Genomic DNA, 17,210 nt, shown 5'->3' with positions numbered 1-17,210 from the left:
AGAGAGGAGATACAGAATGGGGAAAGTGAGCAATAACAAATTATTAGCCATGGTATGTTCAAATGATCAATGTGATACTTGGTATCGCGTTGGAACTCACTTTTTTGTTACTTGTCCGACATGTAATGTTCCCATGGTACAGGTGGAGAAGGAAATTCCACCGCGCACTATGGCGAGCAATGAATAACACAAGGGGAAAAAGTCAGGTTTCCTGACTTTTTCTCAAATCGGTTCACAAGTTTGGACAATCCATTTCATTTTGACTTCTCCAGATTGAATATTTTCCACAACCGATTTTAAGAGTCGTATGTTTACTTTTTCCCCGATACTAGAGCGGTACTGGAGTAGTTTCCCAACCGTGCATTTCGCTGAGATCAATCGATTGGATTCCATTTCTTGAAACTCAAGAGATCCTATTCGAATATTCATACCCACGATAATCCCAACTAGTTCTCTTTCCTCTAGGCGATCGACTTTGATCATTTCTAGATTTTTTAAGCCCGATTTAAAGTCCTCCACATTACCTGCCCACTCGATCTGCTGTGTATTTTCCTTTCTCCAGGAGATCAGAATTTGAACCTTGTGTTCTGTCATAAATCCGAGCCACTTTTTTAACAGGGTGTGAGTCTTCCCACTGAATTCTGCTATCACTTCGACAAGCTGGGGAAGAACATTCAAACTATTTAGCAAGCTCATTGATTTATCTAAAATTTGTGTGGCCCATTGTTCCTTAGTGGATGACACGGGGTCCATGTAAATTTCAAGCAGAAATACATGTTCCAGGTTTGACGCTGAAAGGATTAGTTCAGACTCCGGAAAGATTTGTGCCATTTCCGTTTCCTCAACACGATGACAACATTTTATTTCTCTTCCAATTTGATCAAGAAGCGCTTGGAAGCTGTGTAGGATATAGGTTAAGACCCGAACACGGATCTGGGCTGGGCCCAAGTCCTCTTGGCTAACTTGAAGCTGTAGTCGTTCGGCAATATGTTTTTTATCCTGATCTTTGTGTTCGAAGGTTGTCTTTTGTATGGTTGTGGATTCCTGTTGAACCAACTGATGATTTTCTTGATCATCAATACCGGCTACTGTCCCTTTTTTTATCTCATCCATTCTGTCCTTTTTCTCATCATCTTTGCCATCCTCTGTTCCCTCATCCAACAAGCTTTGTTTTAACTCCTGCAGATCTTTCAAACGTTTCATCAAAACTTCAGTCGAAAATATGTATTCAGTTGAATTTGTATTGAGCTGCGTTTTCAAACGAGCCAGTTCTTCTTCTGTACTCTGAATTTTCTTCTGGATGGCATGTAGTTGTTCATTCACCACTGGCACCTCCTTGTGACATAAGTTTTCATGTATTAAGTGTGGATTATAGTTCCTTAATTTGCAGTCGACTTAATCCAGGGCAGCAGTAATTTCGTCCCACGGTAATAAAACAATTCCTTTTGGAATCTGTTGGGCGTCGAAGCCGAGTTGTTCTGTCCAATAATATGGCCCGATTGCTAGGGATACGAGTGGTTTCTCGCTATTCCGAAAACCAAAATAACATCGGCTCCTATAGCTCATTGCATTGTTAAGTAATTGTAAACATTCATATGATTTTTTTTCGTCTAAGGCATATGGATGAATAAACAAACACATCTCAATCAAAGGGGGATTCAATTCATTAGATATAAACCCTCCGTTTACCCAAACTTCTACGGGTTGTATATACCTGCGGACTTCCCCTAACCAGAGAAAAGATAATTGATGGATCTCTGTTCGGGTGTTTGATGTTGGAAATTCTTCAACAAATTGTTGCCTAAATTCTAAATAGGTGTACTGGTGGATTCCGGGAGGGATATTGCCATGCTGATCGAAAGATATCATGAAGATGTCTCCTCTCTGTCCCTTCGCCCAATGTTTTAGTTCCTATTTTGCGACATTTTTTCGACTTCATTCAAGAAACGTTCTAACCTGTCCCGTCTTTGCATATCTATTTGCAGAACTTAAAAATTCTTGAGACATAGTTGAAAGTGGATAAAAATATGGAGGGGGACGTATAGATGAAAGTCATTCGGGAATACACCAATGCGCATCATCTTGCAACGGATATTGCTCATGAGATGACAAAGCAGTTTCGAGTACAACATGTAGAGTTTGATTATGATCGATTTGAAAAACCGGGGGACATTCGTTTTACGTTCGCTTTAGATGGCATGGATATTGAGTTGTATTATTCCAATCTGATTGAATGCTTTGAAACCGTTCCGCAATTGGTTGAGGCTTTTAAAAAGGCTACGACATAAGAATAGAGATGGATTAGGAGCGGTGGATAGAAGTCCATTGCTTTTTTGTTTCTGAATAAAAGGATATGAATTGTGAAACAATAACCGATGCTCTTGTAAAATGGAGGGAGTAGATATTTTGCTTTCGACGATCAATTTCTTTAACAACCATCGTGGTTTGTCACGGATCATTGTTATTGGGTTGGCATCGGTCATTGTGGCACTTTCTTTTAATCTGTTTTTAATTCCACACAAGATTCTTAGTGGGGGCGTTTCTGGGATCGCGATGATTATTGCCAATGTAAGCCCACTTAAAAATACGGGTTTGTTCATATTTTTATTGAATATCCCCATTTTGATTGCAGGCTATTTAAAACTAGGTAAAAGGTTTGTAGGTCTAAGTATTTTATCCGTGGCAATGACTTCTGTTGCAATGCAGTTGATTCCTGAAAAACAAATAACAAGCGAGCCATTGTTAGCTGCTGTTTTTGGCGGAGCAATTACAGGGTTGGCTGTTGGTTTAATCTTCCGTTTTGGTGGCTCGACTGCAGGGTTCGACATTATTGGATTGTTGTTAACACAAAAGCGAGATTTTCCGCTAGGAATTCTGATATTTTCCTTAAACTCGATTGTGGTTCTTACTTCTGGATTTATCTTTGGATGGGATTTAGCCCTTTATACGATGGTTTCCATATACACTACGGGTCGCGTAATTGATACCGTTCACACTCGGCATATTAAACTCACCTTGATGATTATTTCTGCACAGGGTGAAAAAATAAAAGAAAAACTCCTTACTGAGCTAGAACGGGGAATTACGGTGCTTGATGGAGAAGGAGCATACACTGGTGAAAAAAGAAAAATCCTTTTTGTTGTGATCTCACGTTATGAGCTTTCGGAAGTTAAGACCTTTATTCAATCTATAGACCCCGACACGTTTGTCAATATTACACAAACCATTGGGGTAATGGGTTCATTTCGAAAAACATGAAAAAACAACGCCCTCACTCAATGAAGGGCGTTGTTTTGATTATGAGCAATACTTGCTTCAACAATTTCCAAAAGATCATGGGCTTTTAAAGAATGTAAGCCGTTGCGAAGGACAATGTCCTGATTTAACTCTTCCGTTTTCAAGAGTTGATACAAGTCAGGGTTAACCGATAAAACGATTTCTGCTAATTTCAACGTTTCCATCTGGCATCAACCTTTCTAATCGTCATATTTCTATCATCGATCAGAAGCATATTTGCCTGGCAATTGTATAACAAAAATCCTTACTTATCTGCTCCATTATAGCACAGATGAAAATCAGATTCCATCACATCATTTTTCATCTCACAGCATAGGCATGTTTTAGGAGGTGGAAAACCTTGAATAATCCACTACAAACTATCCGTCTAGAGATTCAAAATCCATTCAGCATGAAAGAGCAATTGAAGTTTTGGAAACGGACACATCGTATACTGTTGAATCAGAAGGAGGGAGGATGGGGGCAAGTCCGTCACGCTGTATGGGTTGACTATATCTATCATCCGGGTGAAAGCGTCAAAGTTTATTTAACTCTAGAGAAAAACGCCTATGAATCCTTTCACTCCCTTTTGTATCCAAAAGGGAAAAGAAGACGTAAATCTGATGTGATCATCCATGAGGTTTCTAGTTCCGAACTTGAGCTCTCGGCCAAGGTGTCAATTTGTGAGCTGAAATTGGCTTACGAAAATCTTTTCGCCTTGGGAGGAGATTCTCCGGTTCAATTACCAGGTCAAATATCTCTGGTACCAGGGGAATGTGCACGTATCAGTTTTTGCTTTATCCCGATTCAGGGGGAAGAGTGGGATACTGCTATTTTGAAAAAGAAGATGGAGGGGGGACAAAAGGAACGACGTCAGGTAGTTTCCCAAACAGGTTGGGTTCGATATATTCTATATTTTATTAATGCAATGCTTCAGCGGTTCCTGTTTCGCGATAATAAGGGCACTGTCGATCAGCCCTGGTTAAGCGGGGAAACATTGCAAAAGTTGAATGATTCCTATTTCAAGTCTTATATTAGACTCGCCGCCCCACAGCATTTGCTTCCCAAATTAGCTAGACCCTTTCTGACCCGTGAAGGGGAAAACCAATTGATCATTCATTTTCTTCCCCGGAAGGAGCAAAAAGCATCTTTAAAAGAAATCAATAAGCTAAGGATTGGATTGTACAGCAGAAGTGATTTAAACCCCAACATCCTTGGCTGTAAAGAAATCAGTCAGTTACTTCCTTTACTAAATAAAAAATTGAATTCTACTTCTTCTGAGGCTCGTCCAAATTTAGGGTGATATTTTCTCCTCTCTGTGAATATAAAAACTAGTAGACTAATTTGAAACAGAGAGGGGAACCAAAATTGAGGAAGAATAGAATCTTTTTGCTCATGATGAACATCATCATCCTTTTTACAATTTCCATTCAAAACCCGGTGGTTGCCGCTGATTTAGGCTTGCAAGGACAAGCTCTAGAACTTTATAAACCGATGTTGAAGCCACTCACTCTATCTTTTTACACGGTTAATGAGAGTCAAAATATAGTGGGGAAAGAAAATACTTCTTCAGATCTCGATCAAATAGAAATAGCTCCACCTCAGAAAAGCACCGAAGAATACCATACGGTTGAGGATGCACAACAAGAAAAGCGTTTACAAACGATAAAAGCAGCAGAAATCCATAAAGAAATACAAGAGAAAAATAAGAAGAATGGAGAATTTCTTAAAGTTGTAAGAACAACGGATGTAACCCGACTTGATTTACGTAAACCTTCTGGCTTAAGTGATGTACAAGCCGAGCAACTGTTAAAAGGAACCGGCTTAGAAGGTTTAGGTAAGGCATTTGTCACAGCTGAACAAACATATAAAGTCAATGCGTATTATTTGATTGCTCATGCTGCATGGGAAAGCGGTTGGGGGAAATCGCGCATTAGTCGTGAAAAGAATAATCTATTTGGTTATATGGCTTATGATAGAAGCCCTTATGAGAGTGCCCACGGTTTTAAAACAAAGGCTGATAGTATTGATAGAGTTGCGAGTTTTGTCAGTAAGCAGTATTTAAGTGAAGAGGGTCGATATTACCACGGATCGAATCTTCGCGGGATGAATGTTCGCTATGCCTCCGACAATAATTGGAAAAATGGAATTGCCAAGGTTATGGTTAGTTTGGCGAAAAGAACACAGCCAGTGGACGAGCTTATTCGTGTATAAAAGAATAGAAGCCCGATGACCGGGCTCCTATAAGATTAGGCTTTCTTCTTCATGGCAATGGTCAGAAATACGATTAAACCGCCCCATAGCAAACTGGCACTAATGATAAACATAACGATCGCAGAAGTATTCATCTTAGGCCACCTTTCGTTGTTTTGTTTTTTCTATAGAATTCCAACGGAATTTGCTGAAAATATAACCTAGAACAACTACCATCACAACGATTCCTGCACCAATCAAAAGAAGAGCGCTGACTGGGTAATTTTCGTATGGGGTCTCGAATTCACCCATAATGTTTTGAATCGTAATAAATAGTAAAACCGCAGGTGTCACAAATTTGATCATGATATCCCACCATCTTCCGATGGAAAAATCGGAAGTGAGGTTCCCTTCCTTACGTAGCGCCTTAAGGTTGAGGAACCATCCAATTAAGATAAGTTCGACCAATCCGGAAATAACGACGCCAAAATTATTGATGAAGTGGTCAACAATATCTAGGAAATACAATCCTGCGCCTGTTGCGTAAATTAAACTTGCACCAAAACCAAGGATGGAAACTAGAATGACCGCTCTTTGACGCTGCATATCAAATTTGTCACGAATCCCTGCAACAACAACTTCTAAGATGGATATCGCTGAAGTCAGACCAGCAAGAACGAGCGATCCAAAAAATAAAAGACCAAATAGGCTGTTTAATGTGGGAAGGGTATTAATCACTTTAGGAAAGACAATAAACGCTAGTCCCACTCCACCCGCGGCTAGTTCGCTAATATCTGTATGGCTTTCAAAGGCCATGAATCCTAAAACGCTAAAGACAGTGATTCCAGCCAGAAGTTCAAAGCCAGAATTGGAAAAAGCAGTGATAAATGCACTGTTATTCACATCTGATTTTTCCGGCAGGTAACTTGAATAAGTTAGCATGATGGCATAAGCGATACTTAGACTAAAGAAAATCTGGCCGTAAGCCGCCATCCAAGTTCTGTAATCCCAAACTTTACTCCAATCAGGAGTAAAGAAATGATTAAGGCCTATCACTGCTCCTTCAAGTGTAAGCCCACGAAACGTAATAATGAGGAAGAGAAAGATAAGCAAAGGCATAGCGAATTTGGCCAATTTCTCAATACCTGTTTTAACTCCCTTGTAGAGGGTAATAAAAACAATTCCCCAGGTAAGTGCTAATGGTATAATGATATGAAGTTGCAGATTCTCTATTGACCAGACGTCGTCTGTTAAATGGAGGAATTGTCCATATAGAAAACCTTTCGTATCGTCACCCCAGGCAAGGCTTAGACTAAATTTCGTATAACTCATCGCCCAGGCAATAATGACAGCGTAATAACTTATAATCACAAAACAGATGGCAACTTGCCACCATCCTAACCATTCCCACTTTTTATTTAGACGGGTAAAGCTTAAAGGAGCAGAACCACGTCCTTTTTTACCAATGCTGAACTCCAAAATAAGGATTGGGATCCCTGCTGTAAGTAGGGCAAAGAGGTAAGGAATAAGAAAGGCTCCACCGCCATTGTCGTAAGCAACATAAGGGAATCTCCAAATGTTTCCAAGTCCGATCGCGGAACCTACAGCGGCAAGAATAAAGCCGGTTCGATTTCCCCATTGTTCATTTTTCATGATGTATCCTCCTGTTGATAAAATGGGAAATTTACGAAAATTAAATTCTAGGTAGACTAAAAGAAATAGTAACAAGCGAAAGTTTATTTGTAAACTAAATTGAAACTATCCACTGGTATTTTTTATTCCCATTTTTGGTCTATTGATTCCACGGAATCAATTGTCTTACTGCTCAGGTAAAGGGAAAAGATTGAACTGGGAAGAGGTTTCTTTTAAGATAGAGAGAGTTGTCGCAGAGAGGAGATTTTAATGAGTTTTCAAAAATATGTATTATCTAATGGTATACCCGTCTATATAAAATCCATACCGTCCAGTTTTAAAGTGTGCATGGACATTTTAGTGAGAGCAGGATCACTTAATGATCCTCAAGATAAACGTGGGCTTGCCCATTTTGTTGAACATATGATGTTTCGAGGAAGTCACAAAAGAGGACATCGGCAGATTTCCATTGATACATTGAAAATAGGGGGGTACATTAATGCCTTCACGGAACGCGATACAACCACGTATACCATGGATGTTCCGTATCGGCAGGCGGAGCAGGCGCTCGATATTCTTTTGGACATGTTCGTAAATCCTTTGTTTCCAGAAGCAGAGCTAGAGAAGGAACGCTCAATTATCTTAGAAGAAATTGATATGTATAATGATATTCCAGGTGAATTCCTTATGGATCGATTTATGGAAATGGTGTACGAAAATCAGTCCATTGGTGTGCCTATTCTAGGCTATCGTGATAGTGTGAAGTTGATTCAGCGCGAGGATGTGCTTGGGTTTTATGAACAATGGTATTATGATTCTTCATTAACAGTCTCTATAACAGGGAGAGTAGAAGCCGATAAGATTTTACCCGTTCTAGAGAAATCATTGGGGACACGCCGGGTAGTGCAAAATCAATATAAGACGATAGAGGGTGCGGTGCCTCGTAAGCAATGGAACAAATATCAGCGTGAAGTGGATCAAGGTCAAATTATACTTGGGGTTCCCGCTCCGGGGTTAGAAGATAACGATTGGACAGCGATTCAAGTGTTGAATGCAATCCTTGGAGGAAATGAAATATCAAGATTGTATCAATCGATTCGTGAGGAAAAAGGCCTCGCCTATGCCATTGACACATCCCATGACGCATGGCTAGGTGCGGGGTGTTTCTATGTTAGTGCTGGATTGGATCATCGAAAACTCGATCAGGTCGAAAAAATAATCCTCGAGGAATGGGAGCGTATTAAAAAAGATCCGGTTTCCGAAGAGGAGCTGCTCATTGCCAAGAACTCCCTTGAGGGCATACGGATTATGGAGTTGGAAGGGGCAGGGGCCTTTAATTCCCACATGGGATCGATGGCAGTCCGTGGACTGTTGGAGGATCCGGAGGAAGAATTGAAACAAATACAGTTAGTCACTGCCGAAGACGTGCAGCGGGTAGCCAATCGTTTGTTGGATACAGAAAATTATATTTTAAGTGCGCTTGTCCCTAAGGGGAAAAGGGCGAAGGGATAGGCGAAGGAAAAGAAATAAATGAGAATGGGCTGGGAATCATTTTTTTGCGAAAAAATCTTCGTGAGTAATTTTATAAATGAGAATGTTTTTTCGATAAAGAAAAGCATAATGCTTTTTTAAGGCGCCGTACTCATCCCCCCGAGTTTTGCACGTATAGGGTAGTTTGGCAATTGCTTTGATTGATGCGATATTTTGTTCCGCTGTGACCAACAGGATTTTTGCTAAATTGAGTTCGGTGAAGGCGTACTGAATCATCTCCGCTTTTGCCTGTTGGTTAAGGCCACTACCCCGGTAGTTAAAGCCGAGCCAAGTTCCCATTTCTGCAGATTGATTTTCTGTATCGATATTTGTTAAGAGAATCAAGCCAGCAATTTTTTGTGTAACCGGATCAAGGATCACTCGGGGAACCGCGAATCCTAAAAATTCACCAGCTAAAAGCTCTGATATATGGCCTTTAAATCGTTGTAGAGAGGTGATGGGGAAGTCGATCCAATTGGCCCCTTTTTCCTCTTTGAAAAGTTCAAAAAGCGCTTCTGTATCCTTTTCTTCCAAAGGTCGCAAAATCAAGTGATCAGCCTCCAATGAGATTATTTCGCCAGATATTTATCTTAGGCTAGTATAACTGATGGATGGCGTTTAAGAAACTGAGGGTGGATGTCTGTTATGGGAACCGGAAAAATGGCAGTCAGAGGACAGGGTTCTGCCCTGTTAACCGAAGCACTTGGATTTTTAGCCGAGATTTCAAAATAGGCCAGAATCGGGACAGGGCAGCCTAGAAAGTGACCCGGATTCGGACTGAAATCCACAGACCCTACCCATCTCAGTCCGAAATAGACCAGGATTCGGACTGAGATCCACAGACCCTATCCATCTCAGTCCGAAATAGACCAGGATTCGGACTGAAATCCACAGACCCTACCCATCTCAGTCCGAAATAGACCAGGATTCGGACTGAAATCCACAGACCCCACCCATCTCAGTCCGAAATAGACCTGGATTCGGACTGAAATCCACTGACCCCACCCATCTCAGTCCGAAAAAGACTGGATTCGGACTGAAATCCACAGACCCCACCCATCTCAGTCCGAAATAGACCAGGATTCGGACTGAAATCCACAGACCCCACCCATCTCAGTCCGAAAAAGACTTGGATTCGGACTGAAATCCACAGACCCTACCCATCTCAGTCCGAAACAGACTTGGATTCGGACTGAAATCCACAGACCCTACCCATCTCAGTCCGAAACAGACTTGGATTCGGACTGAGATCCGATGACACGGCTCGTCTCAGTCCGAAACAAGCCTGGACGGCCCCATCTTAGTCGCTCTTCCTACATAAATCGATAGGCTCAATTCCCAGGGTAACCCCCAATGAATCGACACAGAGTCCGCTAATCCCAAGAAAAAGGGATTTTGGGGATTAGCCTCAACCTGTCTATTTAATCTTAACTGGTGGATCGAATAGCAAGGGCTCTAAATTTAACGATATTCTTGACAAGCATGGCCAAATTGTTTATTATAAATATTGTTCCTGATGCGGACGTAGCTCAGTTGGTAGAGCACAACCTTGCCAAGGTTGGGGTCGCGAGTTCGAGTCTCGTCGTCCGCTCCATTAATGTTCATTCCTACTACGTCGAGAAGCATCCTTGCTGGAATGAAATAAAGAGGTCCTTTATGGCTCCATCTGCAATGAATCCTACTACGTCGAGAAACATCCTTGCTGGAATGAAATAAAGAAGTACCCGAAGGGTGCTCCATTAAAATAATGGACGATTAGCTCAGTTGGTTAGAGCGCTACGTTGACATCGTAGAGGTCGGCGGTTCGAATCCGTCATCGTCCACCATAAAATCAGTGCGGGTGTAGTTCAATGGTAGAACTCTAGCTTCCCAAGCTAGTAGCGAGGGTTCGATTCCCTTCACCCGCTCCATCTATTTTGAATCCTACTACGTCGAAATACTTCTTTGTTGGATTCATATGAGTAGTACTCGAAGAGTGCTCCATACATAAGATCTAAAGAAGCTTTTAATGCTATTGTGATAAAAAAAACTTGCTACCCATTGGTGGCAGGTTTTTTTGCATTTTTCGGGGGTGAAATATAAAAGTATCAAGCAACAAGTGAACCCCCATAAGATTGCAAGAAGAATAGCGTGAGAATTTCCCTCTATACTTCCGCCCTTCCGCCTCCCGACTAATCTTCTCTATATCGTTTCACTAAAATTGGGTTTTACGAATATCCTGCCTACAAGTAGCACAAAGGGGGGGAATCGTGAAACCCGTTATTATTTACAAAAACAAGACCTATCTGTTTCAACTGGTTATTCCGCGTTGGTGGAAGCCGCATGTTTTTGTTACTCAAACGAAATATGGCCCGGAGACAGCGGTTCATTTCAACTTGAAATATCGGAAGAAATACCATGGGAAAAGTTCCTGTGTGATTTTTAGTGTGGTTATTTTTAAGATGTCCAAAAGGAGATGGATGGAGCAATTTGGTGGATCACCTTTTCAATTTCTGGGGGAAAAACGGGGAAGGGTTTTTGCGGCTATTGCCCCCGAAGAGGCTCCAGAAGAATTTTTAAAAGAGGATCATAGCGATTACGACCGCAGCATTCCTGAATTCAGAGCACTTATAAAAATGGAGAATGAGGACTTGCCGAAAATATTAAAATCATTTCGTTTCTGGACCGCTAGAAGTGGGAGTTAAATTTTATTCTACAAAAACTAACAGGAGAAGAAATCATTGGAAAAGCAAAACAGCAGGTTTAGATGGGTTGTATTTGTTACTGTGATGTTCACTTATTTATTCATGGCGAGTCAACGGACAGCTCCGGGACTTATTACAGACCAGGTAATGAGGGATTTTCATGTAACGGCATCAACGATTGGTTTGTTGACTAGTATTCAATTTTTCGTATACACCGGATTACAAATTCCGATGGGGATATTGGTTGACCGTTTTGGTCCCAATTTTTTTCTCATTGCAGGCTCAATCCTTACCGGTGTAGGGACAATTATTTATAGCCTTAGTACGCATGAATTTGTCCTGTTTTTTGCAAGAGTGCTAACGGGAATAGGGGACGCGACCATATGGGTTAGTATGGTGTTAATTTTGAGCCAATGGTTTAAAGCAAAGGAGTTTGTACGGTTAATTGGTGTAGTCGGAATGACAGGAAACCTCGGGTTTCTTATAGCGACAGTTCCTTTTTCTGTATGGATTATCATGCTTGGTTGGAGGGAAGCTTTTTTTTCGGTTGGGCTGCTATTATGTCTGTGCGGGATTCTGCTTTATTTTATCCTGGTAACAAAAACAAAACAACTCTTTCCCAATAACCATATAACTGCAAAGAATAGGATTAGACGTGAAAAAACATGGGTTTTACTAAGAAGAATTGTTTCAAGTCGACAAGCTTGGGCTTTATTCCTTTGTCATTTTGGATTGGTTGGCACGTATGTAGGATTTATCGGTTCGTGGGCAGTACCTTACGGGATGAATGTGTATGGAGTGACACGTTCTGATGCTAGTCAGCTTGTAATGATTGGACTGATTGCGGCGCTAATTGGTGCACCTTTAACAAGTTGGATCTCCAGTCGATTAGAAACTATTAAACGTCCTTATTTTGTTGTTCATATCATTATGGTACTCAGTTGGTCCTACTTTCTCTTATTTAAAGGGAATCCGCCATATTCCTCGGTGATCGTACTATTCTTTATCATTGGTTTTTGTTATGGGGCCAATTCCTTAACCTTTGCTGCCGTTCGTCAATCCTTTCCAATCGAAGAATCAGGCCTAGTCTCTGGGTTTGCAAATACTGGTGGTTTTTTGAGTGCGGTAATGTTGCCAAGCATTTATGGAAATGTACTGGATTATTTTCAGTCAGCTACGGGCAGCATTGAAGGTTATTACTACGGTTTCTTTATTCCTGTGGTCTTCTCCATGTTTGGCTTGATAGGCGTGATTTTGTTGAAAGAAGTGAAAAGCGTCCGAGTGAAGGAAGTGAACAGAATATCTACTTTGGATGGTTAATTGGCACATTGATGTTTTGGAGTGGTACATTGCTAATATAGACTTTTGACAAATGGCATCATCCATTGAGATGCCTCTTTTTTCATTATAAATATGCTCGTGTCATGACTATACATAGGGGATATTGCCGCAGGGTAAGTTATTAAAAATGCGGTACTTGAAAAACCCTAGGCAATATGGAAAGGATGAGGAAAATGGGTCAGGACGTTATCTTAATTGGTGCTGGTATTATGAGTGCCACTTTAGGAACACTGTTGAAAGAATTAGTACCAGACTGGAATATTACCGTATTTGAGGGACTGGCAAGCGCGGGGGAAGAAAGTTCTAATGAATGGAATAATGCAGGTACGGGGCATTCTGCCTTGTGTGAGTTGAATTATACCGTTGAAAAACCGGATGGATGTCTTGATATTAGCAAAGCGATCAAGATCAATGAACAATTCCAAGTTTCTAAACAATTTTGGTCTTACCTTGTAAACCAGGATCTGATTCAAAATCCCAAGGACTTTATTATGCCACTACCTCATTTAAGTTTCGTATACGGGGAAAAGGATGTAGCCTTTTTAAGAAAGCGTTTTGAAGCACTTTCTAATTGTCCCTTGTTTCAAGGGATGGAATTTTCTGATGACCCGGAAAAACTAATGGAATGGATTCCGCTTATTATGAAGGGGCGGAATGCAAACGAACCGATAGCGGCTACAAAAACCGATGTTGGAACCGACGTCAACTTTGGTGCTTTAACACGTTTGTTATTCAACCACTTAGAGAACCAAAACGTCAATATTCGATATAAACATCATGTAGATCATATTCATCGGACACATGGTGGTTGGGAGGTGAAAGTACGCAACCTCGATAGGGGTACTGTAGAACGCCATACTGCAAAATTTGTCTTTATTGGCGCCGGTGGGGGAGCCCTTCATTTATTGCAAAAATCCGGGATCCCTGAAGGAAAACATATTGGAGGTTTCCCAGTAAGTGGACTATTTATGGTATGCAAGAATCCAGAGATAATAGAACAACATCATGCGAAAGTATATGGGAAAGCAAAGGTTGGCGCTCCCCCTATGTCTGTCCCACATCTTGACACAAGATTCATCAACAAGAAAAAATCATTACTGTTTGGGCCTTTTGCCGGTTTCTCACCGAAGTTCTTAAAAACTGGTTCCAAGTTAGATTTGGTACGTTCCGTAAGACCGAATAATGTTTTAACTATGGTAGCAGCAGGAACAAAAAACGTTCCATTAACAAGGTATCTGGTTCAGCAATTGAGATTGTCAAAGGAACAACGCTTGGAAAATTTACGTGAATTTATTCCGTCTGCTCAAATAGAAGATTGGGAAATTGTGAAAGCGGGTCAACGAGTACAAGTAATTAAAGATACGGCTACCGGTAAAGGAACACTTCAATTTGGTACAGAAGTAATTAGTGCCTCGGATGGTTCATTAGCTGCTTTGCTTGGTGCTTCTCCAGGTGCTTCTACAGCCGTTTCCATTATGCTTGAATTAATTGGAAAATGTTTTCCACAACATCTAAAAGCGTGGGAACCGAAAATAAAAGAAATGATTCCTTCTTATGGGGTGCAACTAGTGGAAAGACCAGAATTGATCGATCAAATTCATGCCTCAACAGCAAAGGGACTTGGATTACGATAAATAACTGCGTAGGATGAAGGAAGTAAAACCAATATCTTCTGGACTACAAAAAAGGGAATTGAAATTTGATTGTTTTTGATTAAAATATTAATTAGAAGTAGTTTGCGGGAAGTGGCTCAGCTTGGTAGAGCACCACGTTCGGGACGTGGGGGTCGCAGGTTCAAATCCTGTCTTCCCGACCATACATAAGGTTATTTAGAGACCATTTCATCCAAGAGGGTGAGATGGTCTTTATTGTTATGAAATCAACGGGTATTTCCTATCTTTAAAAAATACCAAATCATATTCGTAAAGGTGTGTACTTGTGATTGGATCGGTGTCTCGTTAAATAATTGCTGTAAAGGTTTTAATAGTGGCTGAATGACAATTTTACGAATCCGTCCACGATTTAATTCATTCATAATAACATCCATCAAATCTTGTTGCTCTTCATTAAAAGAATGCTGTTGTTGTAGCAGCTCGGCAAATTCCGTTAATTCCTTGATCGTGACTGATCGTTTATCCACATGGGAGCTTAATTGATCAATGGCAGCATGATTTAACGTGGAAGTACCATGCTTTACCATGTATGGCAGGATTAATTCAAGATAGGATAAAATCACATGAACGACCTGTTTTAGCGAATACGTACTATTTGTAATTCGTAATGTAAACAAGATATTCTGCAGCATGCCATAAAATAAGATTGTTCCCTCAAATGCGTACTCTCGAACATCATCCCCCATGACTTCAATCAAGCGATTGGATAACCATTCCAACTCAATCATTCGATGCTGCAAGACTAATTTTCTTAGTTCTTTTTCATTTGAAGATAAAATGGCCTCAAACAAGGCATGTAAATTTCGTTCCTCATTTAACTGGAATAAAATAGTGATTTGTTCAATAAACACTTCACGGTCTTTCATATCTTTGCCAATTTGCATGGCAATCCGCTGTTGACTTGCATCATAGCGAAGAAATTCTAAAATATCTGCAACACAATCATTTTTAGAGGAGAAATAATTATAAAAAGTCCCTTTCGAAATATTTGCATTCTCGATAATTTCCTGGATGGAGGTTTGTTGAATTCCTTTCTCCACAAACAATTTTAAAGCAATGTCTGCAACTTTCCTCTTCCTATTATTCATTCTGTCCTCCAACGCGTCTGTTTGTTCTCTATAAGAATAGTATAATTCTCTTGTGTTGGAAATACAACACAGTTTTATACCATAAGTATAAAACTATTGCATTTATTGAACTATGGGTATAAAATAGGTCAAGTGAAAAATAAAAAAGATAAGAGGGAAGGGAACTATGAATTCGACTCTTCAATATAGAAAACCACCATATTTAATGCTTGTGATTTTATTTGTGGGTGCTTTTGTTTCATTTTTAAACAACTCGTTGTTAAACGTTGCCTTGCCATCGATTATGACTGATTTAAACATTGCCGATTATTCTACGGTTCAATGGTTAGCCACAGGTTACATGCTGGTTAGCGGGATTTTAATTCCAGCATCCGCATTTTTATTAACTCGTTTTTCCAATCGTCATTTGTTCATTGCATCAATGACGATTTTTACGTTAGGAACTGCATTAGCGGCCTATGCACCTACCTTTGGTGTGTTGCTAACAGGAAGGATGATTCAGGCTGCCGGTTCTTCAATTATGGGGCCTTTATTAATGAACGTGATGTTGGTCAGTTTTCCGCGTGAAAAAAGGGGAACTGCGATGGGGGTCTTTGGGTTGGTGATGATTACTGCACCGGCCATCGGGCCAACTTTGTCCGGTTATATTGTGGAATATCACGATTGGCGTATCCTATTTGAAATGATCTTGCCACTGGCTGTTATTAGTTTATTGTTAGCTATTTGGAAGCTTGAAAATGTTATGGAACAAAACAAGCAGGTGACATTGGATTATCTATCCGTTGTTCTGTCTTCGATTGTTTTTGGGGGCATATTATATGGTTGTAGTTCTGCCAGCTCAGATGGCTGGAGGGATGAGATTGTACTAACTACATTGATTGTAGGCGGCATCGCGTTATTGGCTTTCATTGTTCGCCAAATAAAAATGGAGCAGCCGTTACTAGATTTACGTGCTTACAAGTACCCGATGTTTGCCCTTGCATCCGTCATCGCGATCGTCAACGCGGTTTCGATGTTCTCCGGGATGATTTTAACACCGGCCTATGTACAAAGTGTGCGGGGAATCTCCCCGCTTGATTCAGGTTTAATGATGCTGCCAGGGGCAATTGTCATGGGGATTATGTCTCCCATTACAGGGAAGCTGTTTGATCGCTTTGGTCCGCGATTGTTAGCCGTGATCGGTTTAACGGTGACAGCCGTTTCAACCTACATGTTAGCGCAATTGCAGATTGATTCGAGTTACACCTATATTATTTTAGCTTACACGTTGCGTATGTTTGGGATGTCGATGGTGATGATGCCAATTATGACCAACGGCTTAAACCAGTTGCCAACTCGTTTAAATCCACATGGGACGGCGATTAATAATACAGCGCAACAGGTATCTGGATCCATTGGTACGGCGATTCTCGTAACCATTATGAACTCTGTGACGAAAACAGAAGCGCAGAGTTTAATGGCCGGAGTAGACCCAACAACGTTAACCGAGGCTTCAAAAGCTGCTTTAACGCAGCATACCTTATTGGCTGGTATCCAATATTCCTTCTATGTCGCTTTTGCCGTAAATATTGTTGCGCTAGTGCTAGCGATATTTGTTAAACGTGTGGATACAAGTGCGGATGCGGTAAGCAAGCTAGAAGGTAAAAATAATGTTTCCACTAAGCCGGTAACAGCATAAAATTTAAAAAGGACCAAGTGTAAACTGGCACCTATGTCAAGGACACTATAAAAAAAGAGATTAAGCCACTAAAAGATGATTCCTGTATTGAATAGGGGTCATCTTTTTTAAGTTC

At 40.7% G+C, this 17,210-nt stretch carries 17 protein-coding genes and 4 tRNA genes; 14 read left to right on the top strand and 7 right to left on the bottom strand.

Annotation, left to right across the window (positions count from 1 at the left end; translation table 11 throughout):
• Positions 1-16: 16 nt before the first annotated feature.
• Complete coding sequence (locus tag J2Z37_RS18255; protein WP_209811739.1) at positions 17-187, top strand: cold-inducible protein YdjO-related protein; 171 nt, start codon at positions 17-19, stop codon at positions 185-187.
• 35 nt (positions 188-222) lie between these two features.
• Here the strand turns inward: J2Z37_RS18255 and J2Z37_RS18250 are convergent, their stop codons facing one another.
• Entirely contained in the window at positions 223-1,323 is a 1,101-nt protein-coding gene (locus J2Z37_RS18250; RefSeq protein WP_209811738.1) for a hypothetical protein, read from the bottom strand.
• 72 nt (positions 1,324-1,395) lie between these two features.
• Positions 1,396-1,869 carry a DUF6932 family protein gene (locus J2Z37_RS18245; RefSeq protein WP_209811737.1) on the bottom strand — a complete coding sequence of 158 codons (474 nt, stop codon included), beginning with the start codon at positions 1,867-1,869 and terminating at the stop codon, positions 1,396-1,398.
• Positions 1,870-2,045: 176 nt separating this feature from the next.
• Between J2Z37_RS18245 and J2Z37_RS18240 the strand changes: the two genes are divergently transcribed.
• Together J2Z37_RS18240 and J2Z37_RS18235 are read left to right on the top strand one after the other, a co-directional pair.
• Positions 2,046-2,288 carry a hypothetical protein gene (locus tag J2Z37_RS18240; protein ID WP_209811736.1) on the top strand — a complete coding sequence of 81 codons (243 nt, stop codon included), beginning with the start codon at positions 2,046-2,048 and terminating at the stop codon, positions 2,286-2,288.
• A 157-nt stretch (positions 2,289-2,445) separates the two neighbouring features.
• Complete coding sequence (locus J2Z37_RS18235; RefSeq protein WP_209811853.1) at positions 2,446-3,258, top strand: YitT family protein; 813 nt, start codon at positions 2,446-2,448, stop codon at positions 3,256-3,258.
• 17 nt (positions 3,259-3,275) lie between these two features.
• Here the strand turns inward: J2Z37_RS18235 and J2Z37_RS18230 are convergent, their stop codons facing one another.
• Positions 3,276-3,461 carry a hypothetical protein gene (locus J2Z37_RS18230; RefSeq protein WP_209811735.1) on the bottom strand — a complete coding sequence of 62 codons (186 nt, stop codon included), beginning with the start codon at positions 3,459-3,461 and terminating at the stop codon, positions 3,276-3,278.
• A 176-nt stretch (positions 3,462-3,637) separates the two neighbouring features.
• Between J2Z37_RS18230 and J2Z37_RS18225 the strand changes: the two genes are divergently transcribed.
• Entirely contained in the window at positions 3,638-4,579 is a 942-nt protein-coding gene (locus J2Z37_RS18225) for a hypothetical protein (protein WP_209811734.1), read from the top strand.
• Positions 4,580-4,644: 65 nt separating this feature from the next.
• Positions 4,645-5,490, top strand: coding sequence for a glucosaminidase domain-containing protein (locus tag J2Z37_RS18220; protein WP_209811733.1), 846 nt, complete (start codon positions 4,645-4,647; stop codon positions 5,488-5,490).
• Positions 5,491-5,525: 35 nt separating this feature from the next.
• On the opposite strand, the gene J2Z37_RS18215 is transcribed toward J2Z37_RS18220, so the two are convergent.
• Entirely contained in the window at positions 5,526-5,624 is a 99-nt protein-coding gene (locus J2Z37_RS18215; protein WP_209811732.1) for a MetS family NSS transporter small subunit, read from the bottom strand.
• Position 5,625: 1 nt separating this feature from the next.
• On the bottom strand, positions 5,626-7,122 hold the full coding sequence (locus J2Z37_RS18210) for a sodium-dependent transporter (RefSeq protein WP_209811731.1): 1,497 nt from the start codon (positions 7,120-7,122) through the stop codon (positions 5,626-5,628).
• A gap of 249 nt (positions 7,123-7,371) precedes the next feature.
• On the opposite strand from J2Z37_RS18210, the gene J2Z37_RS18205 reads away from it, so the two are divergent.
• The gene (locus J2Z37_RS18205; RefSeq protein ID WP_209811730.1) at positions 7,372-8,613 is read left to right on the top strand and encodes a M16 family metallopeptidase; all 1,242 of its coding nucleotides are present in this window, start codon (positions 7,372-7,374) and stop codon (positions 8,611-8,613) included.
• Positions 8,614-8,649: 36 nt separating this feature from the next.
• On the opposite strand, the gene J2Z37_RS18200 is transcribed toward J2Z37_RS18205, so the two are convergent.
• Complete coding sequence (locus tag J2Z37_RS18200; protein WP_209811729.1) at positions 8,650-9,180, bottom strand: GNAT family N-acetyltransferase; 531 nt, start codon at positions 9,178-9,180, stop codon at positions 8,650-8,652.
• A 969-nt stretch (positions 9,181-10,149) separates the two neighbouring features.
• On the opposite strand from J2Z37_RS18200, the gene J2Z37_RS18195 reads away from it, so the two are divergent.
• The 7 genes from J2Z37_RS18195 to J2Z37_RS18165 all read left to right on the top strand — a co-directional run bounded on the left by J2Z37_RS18195 (position 10,150) and on the right by J2Z37_RS18165 (position 14,472).
• Positions 10,150-10,225: transfer RNA gene (locus J2Z37_RS18195), tRNA-Gly, on the top strand.
• Between the two features lie 155 nt (positions 10,226-10,380).
• Positions 10,381-10,457, top strand: a tRNA-Val gene (locus J2Z37_RS18190).
• 10 nt (positions 10,458-10,467) lie between these two features.
• Positions 10,468-10,541, top strand: a tRNA-Gly gene (locus J2Z37_RS18185).
• A 339-nt stretch (positions 10,542-10,880) separates the two neighbouring features.
• The gene (locus J2Z37_RS18180) at positions 10,881-11,315 is read left to right on the top strand and encodes a hypothetical protein (protein ID WP_209811728.1); all 435 of its coding nucleotides are present in this window, start codon (positions 10,881-10,883) and stop codon (positions 11,313-11,315) included.
• A gap of 36 nt (positions 11,316-11,351) precedes the next feature.
• On the top strand, positions 11,352-12,635 hold the full coding sequence (locus tag J2Z37_RS18175; RefSeq protein WP_209811727.1) for an MFS transporter: 1,284 nt from the start codon (positions 11,352-11,354) through the stop codon (positions 12,633-12,635).
• Between the two features lie 185 nt (positions 12,636-12,820).
• The gene (locus tag J2Z37_RS18170) at positions 12,821-14,290 is read left to right on the top strand and encodes a malate:quinone oxidoreductase (RefSeq protein WP_209811852.1); all 1,470 of its coding nucleotides are present in this window, start codon (positions 12,821-12,823) and stop codon (positions 14,288-14,290) included.
• A 105-nt stretch (positions 14,291-14,395) separates the two neighbouring features.
• Positions 14,396-14,472 (top strand) — tRNA-Pro (locus J2Z37_RS18165).
• Positions 14,473-14,535: 63 nt separating this feature from the next.
• Here J2Z37_RS18165 and J2Z37_RS18160 read toward each other — a convergent pair.
• Positions 14,536-15,417: a TetR/AcrR family transcriptional regulator gene (locus tag J2Z37_RS18160; RefSeq protein ID WP_209811726.1), complete on the bottom strand. Its 882-nt coding sequence runs from the start codon at positions 15,415-15,417 to the stop codon at positions 14,536-14,538.
• Positions 15,418-15,583: 166 nt separating this feature from the next.
• Here J2Z37_RS18160 and J2Z37_RS18155 point away from each other — a divergent pair, with 166 nt between their 5' ends.
• Complete coding sequence (locus J2Z37_RS18155; protein ID WP_209811725.1) at positions 15,584-17,095, top strand: DHA2 family efflux MFS transporter permease subunit; 1,512 nt, start codon at positions 15,584-15,586, stop codon at positions 17,093-17,095.
• The last annotated feature ends 115 nt before the right edge of the window (positions 17,096-17,210 follow it).

It is taken from the genome of Ammoniphilus resinae (assembly GCF_017873965.1).
Classification (GTDB): domain Bacteria; phylum Bacillota; class Bacilli; order Aneurinibacillales; family RAOX-1; genus Ammoniphilus_A; species Ammoniphilus_A resinae.
The sequence above is the reverse complement of the archived record's forward strand: the minus strand, read 5'-3'. Positions and strand labels throughout refer to the sequence as shown.

Bases quoted from the DNA above. Each gene is read 5' to 3' on its own strand.
- J2Z37_RS18160 (WP_209811726.1), bottom strand. From the start codon at position 15,417: ATGAATAATAGGAAGAGGAAAGTTGCAGACATTGCTTTAAAATTGTTT.
- J2Z37_RS18210 (WP_209811731.1), bottom strand. From the start codon at position 7,122: ATGAAAAATGAACAATGGGGAAATCGAACCGGCTTTATTCTTGCCGCT.
- J2Z37_RS18255 (WP_209811739.1), top strand. From the start codon at position 17: ATGGGGAAAGTGAGCAATAACAAATTATTAGCCATGGTATGTTCAAAT.
- J2Z37_RS18245 (WP_209811737.1), bottom strand. From the start codon at position 1,869: ATGATATCTTTCGATCAGCATGGCAATATCCCTCCCGGAATCCACCAG.
- J2Z37_RS18215 (WP_209811732.1), bottom strand. From the start codon at position 5,624: ATGAATACTTCTGCGATCGTTATGTTTATCATTAGTGCCAGTTTGCTA.
- J2Z37_RS18155 (WP_209811725.1), top strand. From the start codon at position 15,584: ATGAATTCGACTCTTCAATATAGAAAACCACCATATTTAATGCTTGTG.
- J2Z37_RS18170 (WP_209811852.1), top strand. From the start codon at position 12,821: ATGAGGAAAATGGGTCAGGACGTTATCTTAATTGGTGCTGGTATTATG.
- J2Z37_RS18205 (WP_209811730.1), top strand. From the start codon at position 7,372: ATGAGTTTTCAAAAATATGTATTATCTAATGGTATACCCGTCTATATA.
- J2Z37_RS18240 (WP_209811736.1), top strand. From the start codon at position 2,046: ATGAAAGTCATTCGGGAATACACCAATGCGCATCATCTTGCAACGGAT.
- J2Z37_RS18230 (WP_209811735.1), bottom strand. From the start codon at position 3,461: ATGGAAACGTTGAAATTAGCAGAAATCGTTTTATCGGTTAACCCTGAC.